18 protein-coding genes are annotated in these 15,581 nt (G+C 39.7%); 8 read left to right on the top strand and 10 right to left on the bottom strand.

Annotation, left to right across the window (positions count from 1 at the left end; all coding sequences use genetic code 11):
- Positions 1-131: 131 nt before the first annotated feature.
- The 4 genes from HCZ11_RS09975 to HCZ11_RS09960 are packed head-to-tail and all read left to right on the top strand — an operon-like array spanning position 132 to position 3,308.
- Positions 132-965 (top strand): MipA/OmpV family protein, encoded by an 834-nt coding sequence (locus HCZ11_RS09975; protein WP_130052263.1) that lies wholly within the window; start codon positions 132-134, stop codon positions 963-965.
- 1 nt (position 966) lies between these two features.
- Positions 967-1,353, top strand: coding sequence for a DUF3019 domain-containing protein (locus tag HCZ11_RS09970; protein ID WP_130051075.1), 387 nt, complete (start codon positions 967-969; stop codon positions 1,351-1,353).
- A gap of 14 nt (positions 1,354-1,367) precedes the next feature.
- Positions 1,368-2,060, top strand: a complete 693-nt coding sequence (locus HCZ11_RS09965) for a response regulator (protein ID WP_054562019.1) — start codon at positions 1,368-1,370, stop codon at positions 2,058-2,060.
- Between the two features lie 6 nt (positions 2,061-2,066).
- Positions 2,067-3,308, top strand: a complete 1,242-nt coding sequence (locus HCZ11_RS09960) for an ATP-binding protein (RefSeq protein ID WP_167658353.1) — start codon at positions 2,067-2,069, stop codon at positions 3,306-3,308.
- A 131-nt stretch (positions 3,309-3,439) separates the two neighbouring features.
- On the opposite strand, the gene HCZ11_RS09955 is transcribed toward HCZ11_RS09960, so the two are convergent.
- The 3 genes from HCZ11_RS09955 to HCZ11_RS09945 all read right to left on the bottom strand — a co-directional run bounded on the left by HCZ11_RS09955 (position 3,440) and on the right by HCZ11_RS09945 (position 5,930).
- A complete protein-coding gene (locus HCZ11_RS09955; RefSeq protein ID WP_062564309.1) occupies positions 3,440-3,655 on the bottom strand; it encodes a DUF3820 family protein in 216 nt (71 codons plus the stop codon).
- Between the two features lie 138 nt (positions 3,656-3,793).
- Entirely contained in the window at positions 3,794-4,075 is a 282-nt protein-coding gene (locus tag HCZ11_RS09950) for a hypothetical protein (protein ID WP_130051078.1), read from the bottom strand.
- A gap of 283 nt (positions 4,076-4,358) precedes the next feature.
- Entirely contained in the window at positions 4,359-5,930 is a 1,572-nt protein-coding gene (locus HCZ11_RS09945; RefSeq protein ID WP_167658352.1) for a cation:proton antiporter family protein, read from the bottom strand.
- 221 nt (positions 5,931-6,151) lie between these two features.
- On the opposite strand from HCZ11_RS09945, the gene HCZ11_RS09940 reads away from it, so the two are divergent.
- Positions 6,152-6,895 carry a sporulation protein gene (locus tag HCZ11_RS09940; protein WP_167658351.1) on the top strand — a complete coding sequence of 248 codons (744 nt, stop codon included), beginning with the start codon at positions 6,152-6,154 and terminating at the stop codon, positions 6,893-6,895.
- 69 nt (positions 6,896-6,964) lie between these two features.
- Complete coding sequence (locus tag HCZ11_RS09935; protein ID WP_130051081.1) at positions 6,965-7,402, top strand: GNAT family N-acetyltransferase; 438 nt, start codon at positions 6,965-6,967, stop codon at positions 7,400-7,402.
- Between the two features lie 24 nt (positions 7,403-7,426).
- Here the strand turns inward: HCZ11_RS09935 and HCZ11_RS09930 are convergent, their stop codons facing one another.
- The 6 genes from HCZ11_RS09930 to HCZ11_RS09905 form a co-directional block, all read right to left on the bottom strand.
- Positions 7,427-8,779: a sodium-dependent transporter gene (locus tag HCZ11_RS09930; protein ID WP_167658350.1), complete on the bottom strand. Its 1,353-nt coding sequence runs from the start codon at positions 8,777-8,779 to the stop codon at positions 7,427-7,429.
- A 173-nt stretch (positions 8,780-8,952) separates the two neighbouring features.
- Positions 8,953-10,242: an ATP-binding protein gene (locus HCZ11_RS09925; RefSeq protein WP_130051083.1), complete on the bottom strand. Its 1,290-nt coding sequence runs from the start codon at positions 10,240-10,242 to the stop codon at positions 8,953-8,955.
- 12 nt (positions 10,243-10,254) lie between these two features.
- On the bottom strand, positions 10,255-10,959 hold the full coding sequence (locus HCZ11_RS09920; RefSeq protein WP_130051084.1) for a response regulator transcription factor: 705 nt from the start codon (positions 10,957-10,959) through the stop codon (positions 10,255-10,257).
- A gap of 13 nt (positions 10,960-10,972) precedes the next feature.
- Positions 10,973-11,374 carry a DUF3019 domain-containing protein gene (locus tag HCZ11_RS09915; protein WP_167658349.1) on the bottom strand — a complete coding sequence of 134 codons (402 nt, stop codon included), beginning with the start codon at positions 11,372-11,374 and terminating at the stop codon, positions 10,973-10,975.
- Complete coding sequence (locus HCZ11_RS09910; RefSeq protein WP_167658348.1) at positions 11,364-12,203, bottom strand: MipA/OmpV family protein; 840 nt, start codon at positions 12,201-12,203, stop codon at positions 11,364-11,366. The genes HCZ11_RS09915 and HCZ11_RS09910 overlap by 11 nt, the downstream gene beginning before the upstream one ends.
- Before the next feature lie 165 nt (positions 12,204-12,368).
- Positions 12,369-13,175: a hypothetical protein gene (locus HCZ11_RS09905; protein ID WP_167658347.1), complete on the bottom strand. Its 807-nt coding sequence runs from the start codon at positions 13,173-13,175 to the stop codon at positions 12,369-12,371.
- Between the two features lie 115 nt (positions 13,176-13,290).
- Between HCZ11_RS09905 and HCZ11_RS09900 the strand changes: the two genes are divergently transcribed.
- The gene (locus tag HCZ11_RS09900; RefSeq protein ID WP_130051088.1) at positions 13,291-14,439 is read left to right on the top strand and encodes a serine hydrolase; all 1,149 of its coding nucleotides are present in this window, start codon (positions 13,291-13,293) and stop codon (positions 14,437-14,439) included.
- Between the two features lie 105 nt (positions 14,440-14,544).
- Here the strand turns inward: HCZ11_RS09900 and yhbY are convergent, their stop codons facing one another.
- Entirely contained in the window at positions 14,545-14,841 is a 297-nt protein-coding gene (gene yhbY / locus HCZ11_RS09895) for a ribosome assembly RNA-binding protein YhbY (protein ID WP_130052264.1), read from the bottom strand.
- Positions 14,842-14,929: 88 nt separating this feature from the next.
- Between yhbY and rlmE the strand changes: the two genes are divergently transcribed.
- A complete protein-coding gene (rlmE, locus tag HCZ11_RS09890) occupies positions 14,930-15,559 on the top strand; it encodes a 23S rRNA (uridine(2552)-2'-O)-methyltransferase RlmE (protein ID WP_130051089.1) in 630 nt (209 codons plus the stop codon).
- The last annotated feature ends 22 nt before the right edge of the window (positions 15,560-15,581 follow it).

Genomic DNA, 15,581 nt, shown 5'->3' with positions numbered 1-15,581 from the left:
TTGTAACCTTGCAACGACAGTTTGTTCACATCTTGATATTATGCTTTTATTGCATAAATTTCTTTGGTCGTAAAATAACAATGAAATCTCAAACGATCAGGATGTGCGCACTGGTTTATGCCATATTTGGCATGCTAGTGAGTCAAGCAAGCGCTGATGACTCAACGCGCACTGAACGTGAAAGCCGTGTGGCAAATCAACAGATTGATACCCAGCAATGGCATCTAAGTATTAATACAGGTGCGGGGGTGATCACGAATCCACTTCATGGAGGTGATAACTTACCTTTGCTCGTGCTGCCTGAAATCGCTTTTTATGGTGAAAAATGGTTCTTTGATAATGGCCGTTTAGGTTATTCATTACAAGAGAGTGATAGTCACGTCGTTAACTTTGTTACTGAGTTCAACCCTGAGACGCGTTTCTTTATAGATTTCCATCCAAGTAATATATTTGCACTGCAAACATCAAATAGTTTTATTGTTGAATCGACCACCAGTAATGAACTGGCAGAAAAGTCTGTATCTACAAGCGATATTAAAAAAAGACGCTGGGCTTTAGATGCTGGCTTAAGTTATCACTATATTCGAAATAATCATGTTATCTCTGTACAAGCGTTGACCGATGTTTCCGGAGTTTATAACGGTTTGCGTAGTGCTTTACAATGGCAATCACATCACCGTATAGGAAACTTATCGATCGCACCTAGCCTAGGGATCTGGTACAAATCAGCCAGACTAAATGATTATTTTTATGGTTTATCGGCAGAAGAGTCCTCATATGGGGAAATTGATGTTGGCAGTAGCTGGCAACCTTATGCTAAAATCGACGCCCGTTGGCCCCTGAGTGAGGCTAACTCTCTTCGTTTTCATTTAGCATATTATGACTACTCAGCCGTGGATGACAGTCCGCTTTTTGAACACACGTACTCGATGACTGCATTTATAGGATTCAATCATATTTTTTAATATGAAGTATTTTGCTTTTAGTCTGTGTGTGTTTGTTGCTGTTATTTGGGCTTCCCCAAGCTATGCACAAGCGACTCAGTTTGATATCACACCAAAAGTGTGCGTTGTATTACAACAGCACGAATTTTGTGATCTTGAGTTAAAAATGAGTTGGCAAAGTCAACAGCCTCAAGATTTGTGTTTGTACCAAAATAATCAGAAAATTCAATGCTGGAACGACACTAGTTCAGGGGTTTTCAGCCATAAAGCGCGGGTTCAGATTGAAACAATATACTCCTTAGTCAATCCGCACACGGGGAGTAAAATTGCGACAGCAAAAGTCGAAGTGCAAAGCACCGAAGCAAAAACAACGAGGCGTAGGTTACGCTCACCGTGGAGCTTTTTTTAATTTAGGAGCAACCAATGGCAAAGATTTTACTTGTTGAAGATGATCTCGGCTTACAGCAGTTAACACGTGATTACCTTCAGCATAATGGGTTGGATGTTGCGGTCCTTGAACGCGGCGATGAAGTATTTGAATACCTTGAAAACAACCCTGTTGATCTAATGATTTTAGATGTCATGTTACCAGGTAAAGACGGTTTTAGTGTGTGTCGTCAGGTTCGTGATAAATTCAGCTTACCTATTTTAATGTTAACAGCAAAAGGTGAAGACTTTGACCAAGTGATTGGTTTGGAGCTTGGCGCAGATGATTATGTAATCAAGCCTGCTGAGCCTCGTGTGTTATTAGCGCGTATTAATGCGTTATTACGTCGTGGACAAGCTACTAACAAAGCACCTGAAGAGCTTAGTTTTGGTGATTTAACTATTGATAAAACTAGCCGCATCGTTACACTAAAAGGCAGTGAAATTACACTGACTTCCCATGAATTTGAGCTACTTTGGTTACTCGCATCAAATGCAGGTGAAGTGTTAAGCCGTGAACATGTGCACCAGCATATGATTGGCCGTCAGTATGATGGCTTAGACCGTACAGTTGATGTACGCGTATCACGTATCCGCAAGAAGCTAGGTGATAACAGTGATAAACCATACCGAATTAAAACAGTTTGGGGACAAGGTTACCTCTTTGTATCTGATGCATGGGATATGTAAACATTAATGGGGAAACTATTTGCAAGCTTATATCTTTATATAATAGTTTCTCTGTTTCTTGTTAGTGGGGTCATAGAACAGTTATGGCCCTACGAAGAAACTCAACAACAAATAGCCCTCGACCAAGAATTTGGTAAATCTCTATGGCTATTAAGCCAAACGGATAATGGTTTAGCTTCGCTAGAACGAGAGTATGAAAGCGAATTGATTAATCTCTCAGACCTTGCTTTACCAGATGATTTAAAATCACAGCTCAAAAATGATCATCATCTGTATTTGTTTAATAAAGAGCAAAAGGTGGTTTGGTATATTGCTATCAACGACACACAGCTTTTGCAAGTAGGTCCACTTTCTGTTGAAAACCCAAATTTTAGCTCAGTTTGGCCTTACTTTTTATTATTAACAGTAATTGGTTTGCCTATTGGGCTATGGAGCTTATTACTATGGCGAGATTTTAATAAACTCACACTTGCCTGTGAAGCTGTAGGAGGAGCGCAAGACTTCGAACTACAAGACGCTTCCAAATCCTTTTTCCTGCCAATCACAGATACACTCAATGCGATGCAAGAGCGTATCCAATACCTTCTAGCAGCACAGCAAGAGCTTACTTCTTCTGTTTCTCATGAGTTTAGAACGCCACTTGCTCGTTTAAAGTTTGCAATTGCTATGCTTGAAGAGCAAGTTGAGAATGAAAAATCTTATACTTACATTGATAACATGCAGGCTGATATTGCAGAGCTTGAGGCATTAGTTTCCGAAATGCTGGAATATGCGCGGCTTGATTCACATCAACCGAGTTTAAAACCACGTTCTTGTGACCTTACTGCGCTTATCAACAGTGTGGTGAATAAGCTCGAATTTGCTACTGACATTGAGGTAGCTGTGAGTGCACCTAAGCAGCTTTACTACGAGTGTGACGAGCATTTTATGGCGCGTTGTATTCAAAACCTATTAGGCAATGCACAAAAATACGCAAACCACAAAATTCATGTGAGCCTTGAAGAGTTAGGTGATTCGATACAAATTAGTGTTGAAGACGATGGTCCAGGGATCGCTAAATCTGAGTGGCAAAGTATTTTTAAGCCATTTACTCGTTTAGATAAAAGCCGTGATAAGAAAACAGGTGGCTTTGGGTTAGGTCTTGCAATTGTCGCTAAAATTGTCAGTTGGCATCAAGGGCAGTCTGAAGTGTGTGATTCACCATTAGGTGGAGCAAAATTTGTGATTCGCTTGTTCAAGACTAATTAAGCCTTAGATTACAGGTATTTTTGCAGGCATAAAAAAAGCGCCTAAGGCGCTTTTTAAAGATTAAAACCAAAAATAAACAAGTAGCAAAGTAATAGACCGCACTTAATTATAAAAGTTCGAAAAAAGGTTAATTATTTTTCATCTAATAATGGCATTAGCATTTTTTCTAGGCCATTGAGCTTCACTTCATACATCATCGCTAGTTGTGCACCTAACTGGGAATCAGGAAATCCTTGTTGTTTAAACCACACCAAATAAGGCTCTGGCAGCAATAATAAAGGGCGACCAGCATACTTTCCAAATGGCATCTTAGTATTTATGGCGCGTTTGAGTTGAGCTGTATCCATCTTTATCTCAAAGAAATTTTAAAGCTAGATGATACGGTAAAAAGGGGAGAGAAAATAGGCTGTGACGGGCAAGAAACAGCCTATTTAGTGAGGGATGTAGGCCCTCAGAATAACAGCCACTAAATTAATTACGGCGTATTAGTGTAGTTGGTTACGACGCTTTTTCGTAAAGCCAAGCTTATTTAGCTTGAGGGCAATAGCTGGGTCGTCGATTCGTTCAGGTGTTTCACAGTCACGAAGAAAATGATCACTAGGTACTTGATATACATCGAGCATCTTGTTGAATAGCACGGTTCTAATATCCAAAGCAGTCATGCCGTTATTTTGTAACTCATCAAGTTGCTGCTGAATATCTGAAAGTTTCCCACCACGTGCATCATCCGTATTTGCTAAAAACTCGTTGGTAAACTTATTTTTCATTTAAACAACCTCAATCAATCTAACCGCGCTGTATTTGAGATAACGAAATCACAACATGGCTAAACTTTTTTGTGTTAAAAATAGATACTTAGCTAAGCACCTTAGAATTAATTCTACTCTTTTTTTTAGCCTGATTGCTAATTTGGATGTAAAGCTTTGTAAATAGGCTTAACCCAATGTGGGGACGGGGTTGTTGAGGAAAGAAAACTAGTTAGCCAACTAACTGAATACAGTGAAAATAATTATCAGTACCATCTGGAGGTACTGATAATTTTTTTTTACATTAAGAGAAAAGTTTTTGTTTTACATGCTCAGCGAAGCCACTACCAGCTTCTAAATAGAAGTTATATGTCGAGTCAACCCCCATATCTTCTAGTTCTTTTTGCTGATCTGGGTAGTTTGCGATAGCAGTAACCTGACCTTCATAGCCAGAAGCACGAAGTTGCTCTAAAGCAAAAATATTTTGCATATGCTTCGGCATCGCAAGCATCACCATCCCTACATGTGAGTGATTTACACGCTGCCAGAAATCAGGGTCAGTGGCGTCTGCAAGCAATACACGGCGACCGCGTTTGATATGTTTATCAACAACATCAGGCTTTATATCAATACCTGCGACAAGATTTGGATGGGTTTGGCTGATTGTTTCATAAGCACCTGTACCAATGCGACCCATGCCAAATATAACAATTTTTGTATCATTAAGGTTTACGGGCAGCTCTTCAGCAAGACGACTATCACTTTCAAATTTAAGCAGCCAATGTTCAATTTTCACATAAACTTCATTTGATCGCTTATTTAATGGCGAAGCTAAAATAAAGGTGATCGACACAGCAATAGCCATCACTGCCAACCACTCAGAGGTGATCATATTACTGGTGGCGGCAACAGCACACACAATTAAGCCAAACTCACTATAATTAGCTAAGCTGAAGGCGCTTAACAAAGAAGTACGAGCACGTAATTTGAATGTGTTTGTTAGCACATAATAAAGAGCAACTTTTAATGGTAAGACTAATATAATGATGATTGCAACGATCACTGCATGAGTTGTCAGTTCTGCATTCAAGCCAATATTTAAGAAAAAGCCGACTAATAATACGTCTTTTAAATTAAGTAACGACTTTGATAACTCACCAGCTTTTTTATGTGAAGCGAACATCATACCAATGATCAAAGCGCCTAAATCACCCTTAAGGCCCGCGAATTCAAAAGCCTGATAGCCAATAATAAGTGCAAAGAAAAAACCAAACAGCGGCAATAATTCACCGTGCTTTGAGCGGTTTAATACCCAAAACATCACAGGTCTTAAAACTGGTAAGCCGACTAATAATGCCAGTGCCCAAATATTTGGGGCTTTACCTGTACTGATGGCTAAGAAGATAACCGCAAAGATATCTTGCATAACTAAGATACCAATAGCAATTTTACCATGAAGGCTTGCCATTTCACCGCGCTCTTCAAGTACTTTTACTGCAAATACGGTGCTTGAGAAGCTAAAGGCAAAGCCGACTAATAATGCACTTTGCCAAGTCAGCTCATTAAATAAAGGTAGTGCTAAGGCACCTAATAACAACATAAAACCACTAAACAGCGTGCTACTCAAAACAATATGCATTGAGGCTGGCGCCCATACTTGTGGCTTCATTAGGTTAGATACTTTGAGTTTAAGACCAATGCTAAACAATAACAAAGTAACACCAAGACTTGCCAAGGTATTTAGCAGCTCGGTTGTCTTATATCCATATAGGTTGAGTGCAAAACCCGCTAATAAAAAGCCGATAAGAGGAGGCAGCTTTAACTGGTAAACAGCAAAGCCACAAACGAACGCGGTAGCAAAGTAGATTAGTTCCATAATTGTTCTTTTAACTTCATTTGTTTGAAGTGTAGCGAAATATTCGTAGTTGGAAAACAACAACGAGTAATAGGAGTTCAAAAAATAAGCACTTATACATGATTTATTGATTAATCCGGCAAAAGCATCATTTTTTCGCTGACATTAGCTTTTAATTGTGGTTAAGATGCATTAACAAAGGAATTTAAGCCATAGGTTAGAAGCTGGCTTAAGGAGAATAGATGTTTAAGAAAATCCTTGCATCAGTAGGTATTGGTGCAGCAAAAGTTGACACTGTACTCGAGACAGAGCATTTACAACCGGGTCAAAAGTTTAATGCCGTTATTGTCATCAAAGGTGGCGATGTGAACCAAGAAATATCGGGTTTAGACCTAGCACTTATGACACGTGTAAAAGTCGATGGCGAAGATGGTGAGTATTTCACAAACCATGTTATTGAAAAATGGCGTATTACAGATATAGGCACAATTGCAGCGGGTGTTGAAAAACATATTCCATTTGAAGCTCGCCTTCATTCTGAAACACCGATCACCGAAATTAATGCTGGTTATAACCAATCGCATGTTTGGCTTGAAACTGGCTTAGACATTGATTTAGCGCTTGATCCAACAGACCGTGATGCATTGCATATTTATCCTAATGACGCTGTAAGCACGTTTATGGAAGCGATGGATCGACTGGGCTTCAGTCTAGTAAAAGCGGATGTAGAAAAAGGCTTCTTAAGGGCTCCCACTTTTCAATCACACTCTGGTTGTTATCAAGAATTAGAATATCGCCCAAATAGCCGTAGCCTCTTTGGTTTACAAGAGGTTGAGTTGTCGTTTGTGCCTGAAGCGCATAAAACACATGTATTAATCGAACTTGATCGCGCCTTCAGAGGGGATGGTTATGTAGATTTAACCATTGAACATGATCATGTAAATCTGTCACAGCTTTGTGATCAGCTAGAACGATTATTTGCTTAAAGACTAACTATTAGCTAGTTAGTTAAAACCCAGCTACGGCTGGGTTTTTTGTCTTCATAAAGGAGCGTTATGTTTTCTATTAAAAGTTATAGCGAACTCAGTAAAGATGAGTTATTCGCCATTTTACGGGCGCGGGTTGATGTATTTGTTGTAGAGCAAACCTGTCCTTACCCAGAAATTGACGAAGTTGATAACAATGAGCTTACTCAGCATATATTTTTGTTTAAAGCTCAGCAGGTAGCTGCCTATGCACGTTGCTATAAAAAGAATGAGCAATTTAGCGCATTTGGTCGAGTGCTGGTTGCAGAGCAATTTCGTGGTGATGGGTTGGCAACTAAACTAGTGCAAACCGCGATAGATACTTGTAAAAAACATTGGCCAGATAAAGCGATCATGATTGGTGCTCAGTGCTATTTAACCGGGTTTTATCAGCAATTTGACTTTGTAAATGTGGGGGATGATTATTTAGAAGATGGCATTCCACACCAGGATATGTGTTTGAGGTAGCCAAATGGCTACCTCCGTAATTTGTTAATTTAGTAATGAGTTAGCAAATACCAATGCAATGGCAAGTGGACAAATGAACTTAATGTACCATGGCCATACTTTCCAGAAGAAGCTGTTTGCAGCTTCTGGGCATCCTTGTTGAATTTCTTTTAGTAAAGACGCACGATGCCAAATCCAACCGACAAAAATACAACACATTAAGCCTAGAATAGGCTGCCCAATCTTAGTGGTTAAAGTAATTACAAAACCAAATAACGTGCTTAGGTTAAATACGATTGTGAAACTAACGAGTGCAATGATACCACCGATGATCCAAGTAGCTTGAACACGTTTCAAAGCAAAGCGCTCAACTGCATAAGAAACAGGTGCTTCTAGCATCGAGATTGATGACGTTAATGCGGCAATACTCATTAAAGCAAAAAAAGCAAAGCCAACAAAAATACCTACATCACCCATGCTAGTGAATAATGCTGGTAGCACTTGGAATACCAAGGTATCTTCAGAAAGTAGGGCACCTTCAGCAGAAAAAATTTGTACGCCTTGCGCTTGTGCAACATACATAGCTGGAATAATCAATAAACCAGCTACAAAGGCAATGAACACATCGATTAAAGTAACATACGCACCTAGCGATACTAAATTCTCTTTTTTGCTTATGTATGAGCCGTAGATAATCATTACGCTGGTACCAAGCGACAATGAGAAAAACGCCTGCCCTAACGCATTCACTAATAACTCTGGGTTTAAAATCGATGAAAAGTCTGGCACTAAATACGCTTTTAGGCCTTCCATCGCGCCTTCTTGCGTCATTACATAGATGATTAGCATAAACAAAATACCTAAAAGGGCAGGCATTAAGCGTTTAGACCATTTTTCGATGCCGTTTTCTACACCCTTAGAGATAATAGAGACGGTTAGAATTATGAATGCAGCAGTAAATATAAGATTTCTTGATAGTGATTGCTCACTTAGCCAAGCGCCAGCTTGTTCTTGACCGGCTAATTGTGCAACGGGTTCGAGGGTTGCACTCAGCATCCAGCCAGCCACAATCGCATAGAAGCTTAAGATGAGACCCGCACAAATAATACCGCCAAAACCCACCACGAAGGCGAACTTCTTTTGCCATGCTTGATTCGTTACTTTTCGAAGTGAAGTGACGGCATTAGCTTGACCATGACGACCAATTACTAACTCAGCCATTAAAGCAGGATAAGCAAGACAAAATGCTAACACTAAATAAGCCACTAAAAACGCGGCACCGCCATTACTTGCAGTTTGTGTTGGGAAACCCCAAATATTTCCTAAGCCAACAGCAGAGCCTGCTGCAGCCATAATAAATCCAAAGCGGGAGCTGAACTCCCCACGTGATGCGCTCATATTATTGTTACTTCTCTATTTGTGACGGCGCTGACAATCTACTCGAATTAACACTAAATAAAAAGGGTTAATCATCCGCATTTTGGTTGTTCTTCGTTGTGTGCGAGTTGTCAGCGTAGAATTCGTGCAATTGCGCATTACAATACGAAACAATTAACACAAATGAAACATGTTTATTGGCTTTTATTTTGGATTGTTATGCTAAAACAGGCGCCACCTAGCTGCTTACTTTTTGATACTTCGACCGTGCCGTGGTGCCAATCAGCGACTTTAGCCACGATAGCAAGACCTAGCCCGTAGCTTTCTCCATCGCGATTACGGTGCGTTTGTTCTTGAAAGAATGGGCTAAATACTTTTTGCCAATTTTGTTCGCTCACACCAGGGCCGTCATCTTCAATACTTATAGTGATACACTCATTAGTACTGGTTGCACTGATTGAAATTTCAGACTCTGCAAAGTCACAGGCATTACTTAATAGATTAACAATGGCGCGTGCTAACCAGTGTAAATCAGCACAAATATCACCAACTTTAACTCGGTGACTGATTCGTAAACCGCGTTGCTCAAGCTTAGGTTCTATTTGATGAATTAAAGTTAGAATATAAGTTTGCAGATCAGAGTGGTTAAACGTTAGCTGATTAGATTTTTGCTCAAGTGTTGCAAATGCCAGATAACTTTTTAACATAGACTCCATTTGATCTAAGTCGTTTTCCATGCGTGCAAGATATTCAAGGCGCTTTTCTTCACTTGGACAGTCTTGTGCCGCTTCTAAACCAAATCGTAAACAAGCTATAGGTGTGCGAATATCATGAGATAAGCTCGATGCCATTAACTTATTCTCATCAAGGAGTTTTTCTATTTGGTTTGCCATGCGGTTAAATGTCAGTTCAACATCTTTGATATAAGTAAAGTGTGATAATTGAATGCGACTTTTTAAATCACCTTTTGCAAAGCGTTGTGCCGCCTCGTTTAATACGCTTAAACGCTTTGCAAGTGGTGCAATAATGAAGCCCATAAATACACATAACCCAGTGTAGAATAACAAGGTAAGTAATACATCGTTACCTTGTTCATGAGTTAAGTCTTTGTCTAGTCGCATTTTTATATGATGAGTATCAAGGGCTGCTTCACTGTAAAGCAAATAATAGCCTTGCTGATCTTCTAGAATGAGACCACTTGGCTGAGTTATTTGAGCTAATAATGAGTAAGGCAGCGCAAGGGATTGGGTTGGTCGATACTCAAGTTGTACAGAAAAGTCTTGATTAAACTCTGCAATAGCGTGCTCTCGTTGCTTCGCGTCAAGTTTAGCCAGTTGCTTTGCAAAACCTTTGATCATTTTCGTTTCGCTAGAAAACACATCCTGAGGTGCCTGGGTTTGTTGGCTAAAAGCATCAATTAGCCAGCCCAAAACAATGATTGAAAGCAAAGCGCTACCAAGTAGCGAAATATAAAACTTTTTCACAGGCGCTAGTCGTTATTGCCAAGCAGTGGCAACAAGTAAATAGCCTTTGCCCCAAATGGTTTTAATTTTTTCAGGGTGCTGTGGGTCATCATTAAATTTTTTTCTTAATGAGGAAATGAGTACATCTACACTTCTGTCCAAGCCATCATACTCTCGGCCTTTCGTTGCCTTAAACACCGCATCACGAGATACCACCTGACCTGCATTGCTTGCTAAATAGTTTAGCAGTAAATATTCAGCGCTTGAAATATGTACCTCGTCGTTAGCCAAGTAAACCGTGCGTGATTCAGTGTTAATTGATAATTTACCAACACTTATAAGTTCAGAGTTTGCAGCTTCATGCGTGTCGGTTTTAGAACGAAGTGCAGCTTTAATACGTGCTAATAAAGCGCGAGGGCGAACTGGTTTCATCATATAGTCGCTGGCACCCACTTCGAGGCCTATAACTTCATCCATTTCATCATCACGTGCAGTTAGCATAATAATCGGAGCTTGATAAAAATGCCTTAAATCGCGACACACACTAATACCATCTTGACCTGGTAGCATAATATCTAACAACACTAAGTCTGGATTTGTTTTACGTACTTGCTCAACTACTAGGTCACCGCGTTGGCATATAGTCGTTTGATAGCCTTGCTCAATTAAGTATTCCGCAACCCAGTTGGCGAGCGAGATATCATCTTCTACTAATAAGATAGTTCCGTAATGTTCCATTTTTTACTCCTGCTTAGAACAGTCGCCAACGACGTTTCTTCTGACGATTTTGATAGACCCACTGTAATTGTATTTCAGTGCTTGCAACAACCTTACCGTTATCACTACTTATAAGTTCAAAACCTATGGTTTCTGCTGAATCAAATTGGTATCTAAATAAGCCCTTTTGTTGCATTAACCAGCATTGCATTATGTGCTTGCTTTGTGCGTTACGTAAGCAGTAATTACCAACTTGCTGCTGGTGCCATGTAATATCAACTTCGGCATAACAATTTCTGCCTTCACGCAGCGCTACACAGGTATCTGGTAGTGCAACTAGTGCACTTTCGGTTGTCTGATCAGCTTCTAACTGCTGCTTGGCGAATAAGGGCCCTGACACCAAGAAGATAAAGCACAAGTAATACTTAGAAAACATAACGCACGCCTACCTTGGCTTTATGCTGATATTCTTGAGAGATAATAGGGCTTTGGTGGATATCATTTGAAAACCAAGTTGATAGCCAGCCAGTTAAAAATACCCAGTGCCTATTGATGGGGTATTCTGCGTGAAATTCAAAAATAAGACTGTAAGAGGTATCTGGGTTATATGCTGGGCGTGTATCCAATGCTTCTGCGTTTGAAATGCCAAAGTAATAATCTGTAAAGTCATTTGAATAGGCACTCAAGCCAACGCCTGAGCGAAATTCCCAATTTCGCCAAGGGATAATTTGACTAAAAAATGAATTCATTACCCAACCATTATGCGCACCTGACACATCGTGTAAATACTCAAATGAAATTTGTGAATTCTCAAAGCGACGCGATAAACGCAGCCCTACATCAAAATCGTAGTCTCTAGCTCTAATCCCTTTGAGCTCTTCAATCACATCGTTGCCATAAATGTTTAAGCCTGTTTCATCAAATCCAGATTGAATGTTCGTGCCAACAATATCTAAGCCCCATTCAAATTTATCGATAACACTGTAACCGAGTGTTAAACCACCACTGAGTTGGCTCTGATCGTAATCAAGATAAAAACGGTCGTAAGAAACGGCGAGGTGAACATCTGGCTCTATACCATCATTGTATGAATCCATGCCAACAAGGTAAGAATCTTCAATGTAGTAACCTAGACCTATGCCCCAGTCCCATGCAAAACCTTGGCTTGGTTCTAAAGTATTATCTGCATAATAGCGATTACTAGCTCGGCTTGTGGTACTAAGCAGGGTTAAACATATCAATAATAGGGCACTATGAGCTCGCAACGTTGCTTCCTTGTCTGTTAGAAAGGGTAATAGCTTATAGTATATTGTTAAGGAGTTCCTGTAATCTGTAAAAAAATGTATTAGTAGGAATTGGAAGTGTAAGAAAGTGTTGCAAATTCAAGGAGGGCGCTGTTTGCCTATGGGTAGGCAAACAGCTAATGAGTTTTACTGAACTTTAATTTTATCGATTAAAATACTGCTCAAGTAGTACTGCATCATAGGTGTTAGAGCGCTAATTTCTGTACGGTTACACGGGCCTTGCTCTTTTTTAAACGCGTTCACTTGTGTGAAGGTCTGATAAGCAGGAATAGTGACTTCTTTATTAATACGCTCCATCCGAGCTTGTTCTGAGTTTTGCTCGTGCACAAAACTCGCTACTTCAAGTTCATTCTTTATTAACTGTTGCTGTTCAAAACTATAGATAAGTGGCTCACGATGAAAACTTGCACTATCAATCGATGATTTTGCGAACCAAACAACATCACCGGTTTTTTTATGAGTCAGACGCATACTCACTTGGCCTAAAATAGTTGCACACTTTTGAACCGGGAACTGTTTTGCTACTTCATCAAATAAAGGCAATGGCTTTTCAGGTTTTACCAATTGGTATTCTGTGTCTTCAATCAATTCAAGATCAAGCTGGTGAATTGAAAGGGTATAGTCTGCTTGTGCACCTTCTTCTACAACCTTTAATTGCTTTGCTGTGAGTGCTTCGGCCAGCTGCGCGTAAAGCGTATCTGTTACACTGGTTTTATCAGCAACAATGACAACAGTTTGATGTGTACTAACCACATGTGCAGGTAATTGTACTGACTTTACTTTAGGCGCAGCATGCTCTGTTTGGTACACAACTTGAAAGCGTTGGCTTTGTAAGCTTGGTTTCTTAGGCATTGAAAGTAACGGAGCTGGTTCAGGTTTTAGAGCACAACCAACTGAAATTAAAGTAAAAAACAAAACCACAAGTAAGCGCATGAAAAATAGTCTACCCATAAAAAGTTAAGATTAAGCGTATTGTACGTTAGTCGAGGCAAAAGTTCATGATATTATGTTATGAGAAACTTCCCAAACAGACTTAAAAAAATAAATAATGAAGTACAGCTCATCTTTAATTCTTTTTCTTTTTTCTTTATTACTGCTTGTGGTGAGTGGTGAAGCTACTTCGAGTGACAAACAGTGGCAAAGTTTCGTTGCTGACTATAATAAACACCTAACCCGAAAACTAAAAAGCAAAGGGATCCCAGGGGGGTCATTGGCGATTGTAAATATTGGTAATGAAGATTTTATTCGTGGTATTGGGCGAACAAAAATAGAAAAAGGTCGCAAAGTTGATAAACACACACGTTTTCGATTAGCGTCAGTATCAAAAACTTTTGCCGGCTCGTTGACCGCAAAACTTGCAGCACAAGGTGAGTTTAATATTGACGACCCAATAAGTAAGTTTATTCCTGCTTTTTCTAATACAGCTTATAAAGATGACTTAAAAATCTATCACATCCTTAGTCACTCAAGTGGCTTAGTACCTAATGCATACGATAACCTTATTGAGTCGCGTATGAGCTACCCAGACATTGTTGAGCGGTTATTGACTGTTGAACCTATCTGTAAACCAAGCGAGTGCTACGGTTATCAAAATGTGATGTTTAGCTTGATTGATTCTGTAATTTATCAATCAACACAGATGGATTACTCGCACTGGATTTCAGAGTATATATTTGCTCCCTTGAAAATGGTGGATGCCAGTGTTGGTTTTGAGGGGATGGTAAGAGATGATAATTATGCTCACCCTCATGTTCGTGGAAGAAAGCGTTGGTATACTTCACGATTAAAGAAAAACTATTATAAGGTACCTGCCGCTGCAGGTGTCAATGCCAGCGCAAATGATATGGCTATTTGGTTGAATGCGCAGTTAGGGCAGTATCCTGACGTGTTACCTCTAGAAGCACTTATTAAGCAAACACGCCCTTATACACATACTAAAAAGGAAACTCGTCGTAGAGTTTGGCGTAGTCATGTCAAAGATGCTTATTATGGGTTGGGTTGGCGTGTATATAACTATGATGATGAACTGCTGTATTACCATAGTGGCTGGGTGCAAGGTTATCGCAGCGATATTGTTGTGTTTCCACATCTGAACATAGGGTTTAGCTTAGTTCTCAATGCTGAAACCGGGTTAATTAATGAGTTAACCACTGAGTTTATCAATCGGGTACTGAAATACACTCGTGAGCAAAAATAACCTAGGTAAAAAAGTTTAGTTACAAATTAATGCAAAATTTTTTGCCTACAAAAAAGCCAGCATTTTTGCTGGCTTTTCCTTGATTCAAGATTTCCTCGGGTTAGATTAACCGCGTGGTAATTGAATCTTTTTCTCTTCGCTTTGGCGATACAACACAATTGTGTGGCCAATTGTTTGTAGTTTTGTTGCGCCTGTCTCGCGAACAATAGCATCAAAAATCAATGTCTTAGTTTCACGTTCGTCAGTAGGAACTTTAACTTTGATTAGCTCATGAATATCTAGAGCGCTTTCAATTTCAACTAAAACGCCTTCGGTTAACCCGTTTGCACCAAGTAATACAACAGGTTTTAAACTGTGCGCTTGGCCTTTTAAAAACTGCTTTTGTTTGTTCGATAATTTCATCATGTTACAAATTTTGCTGAATATGGCTTGAATTAAGGGTATTCTAACGCCATCTAGAGAATATTACTAATTAGTTACGTATTAATTTATGGCAAATAAAAAACATTCAGCCAGTTCTAAGCGTTGGCTGAAGGAACATTTCGACGATCCTTATGTTCACGAAGCGCAAAAGAAAGGCTGGCGTTCTCGTGCGGTTTTCAAATTAGACGAAATTCAGAACAAAGATAAATTAATTAAACCATCGATGGCTGTGGTTGATTTAGGTGCTGCACCAGGTAGTTGGTCGCAATATTTAGCGGAAAAGGTAGGTGACAAAGGCCAAGTTATTGCTTGTGATATTTTACCTATGGACTCGCTGGCAGGTGTTGACTTTCTACAAGGTGACTTTCGTGAAGAAGCGGTGCTTGATGCTCTATTGACACGCATTGATGGAAAAAACGTGGATGTTGTTTTTTCTGATATGGCGCCAAATATGAGCGGCAATACATCTGTTGACCAAGCTGGTAGTATGTACTTAGTTGAGTTGGCATTAGATATGTGCCACCAAGTTTTAAAGAAAAATGGCGCATTTTGTGTCAAAGTCTTCCAAGGCGAAGGATTTGATCAATACTTGCAGGAAGTACGTAATAGCTTTAAAGCGGTGAAAATTAGAAAGCCTGATGCATCACGCGCCCGTTCTCGGGAAGTTTATATAGTGGCGACAGGCTACAAACTGTAGTACAGTTGTGCTGCGTTAAGTT

This window comes from Pseudoalteromonas sp. HF66 (assembly GCF_011806445.1).
In the GTDB taxonomy this organism is placed as follows: Bacteria; Pseudomonadota; Gammaproteobacteria; order Enterobacterales; family Alteromonadaceae; genus Pseudoalteromonas; species Pseudoalteromonas apostichopi.
This window is presented reverse-complemented; position numbering and strand designations above follow the sequence as displayed.

Bases quoted from the DNA above. Each gene is read 5' to 3' on its own strand.
- HCZ11_RS09955 (WP_062564309.1), bottom strand. From the start codon at position 3,655: ATGGATACAGCTCAACTCAAACGCGCCATAAATACTAAGATGCCATTT.
- HCZ11_RS09960 (WP_167658353.1), top strand. From the start codon at position 2,067: ATGGGGAAACTATTTGCAAGCTTATATCTTTATATAATAGTTTCTCTG.
- HCZ11_RS09945 (WP_167658352.1), bottom strand. From the start codon at position 5,930: ATGGAACTAATCTACTTTGCTACCGCGTTCGTTTGTGGCTTTGCTGTT.
- HCZ11_RS09905 (WP_167658347.1), bottom strand. From the start codon at position 13,175: ATGCGCTTACTTGTGGTTTTGTTTTTTACTTTAATTTCAGTTGGTTGT.
- HCZ11_RS09915 (WP_167658349.1), bottom strand. From the start codon at position 11,374: ATGTTTTCTAAGTATTACTTGTGCTTTATCTTCTTGGTGTCAGGGCCC.
- HCZ11_RS09975 (WP_130052263.1), top strand. From the start codon at position 132: ATGCTAGTGAGTCAAGCAAGCGCTGATGACTCAACGCGCACTGAACGT.
- HCZ11_RS09920 (WP_130051084.1), bottom strand. From the start codon at position 10,959: ATGGAACATTACGGAACTATCTTATTAGTAGAAGATGATATCTCGCTC.
- HCZ11_RS09930 (WP_167658350.1), bottom strand. From the start codon at position 8,779: ATGAGCGCATCACGTGGGGAGTTCAGCTCCCGCTTTGGATTTATTATG.
- rlmE (WP_130051089.1), top strand. From the start codon at position 14,930: ATGGCAAATAAAAAACATTCAGCCAGTTCTAAGCGTTGGCTGAAGGAA.
- HCZ11_RS09965 (WP_054562019.1), top strand. From the start codon at position 1,368: ATGGCAAAGATTTTACTTGTTGAAGATGATCTCGGCTTACAGCAGTTA.
- yhbY (WP_130052264.1), bottom strand. From the start codon at position 14,841: ATGAAATTATCGAACAAACAAAAGCAGTTTTTAAAAGGCCAAGCGCAC.
- HCZ11_RS09940 (WP_167658351.1), top strand. From the start codon at position 6,152: ATGTTTAAGAAAATCCTTGCATCAGTAGGTATTGGTGCAGCAAAAGTT.
- HCZ11_RS09970 (WP_130051075.1), top strand. From the start codon at position 967: ATGAAGTATTTTGCTTTTAGTCTGTGTGTGTTTGTTGCTGTTATTTGG.
- HCZ11_RS09935 (WP_130051081.1), top strand. From the start codon at position 6,965: ATGTTTTCTATTAAAAGTTATAGCGAACTCAGTAAAGATGAGTTATTC.
- HCZ11_RS09900 (WP_130051088.1), top strand. From the start codon at position 13,291: ATGAAGTACAGCTCATCTTTAATTCTTTTTCTTTTTTCTTTATTACTG.
- HCZ11_RS09950 (WP_130051078.1), bottom strand. From the start codon at position 4,075: ATGAAAAATAAGTTTACCAACGAGTTTTTAGCAAATACGGATGATGCA.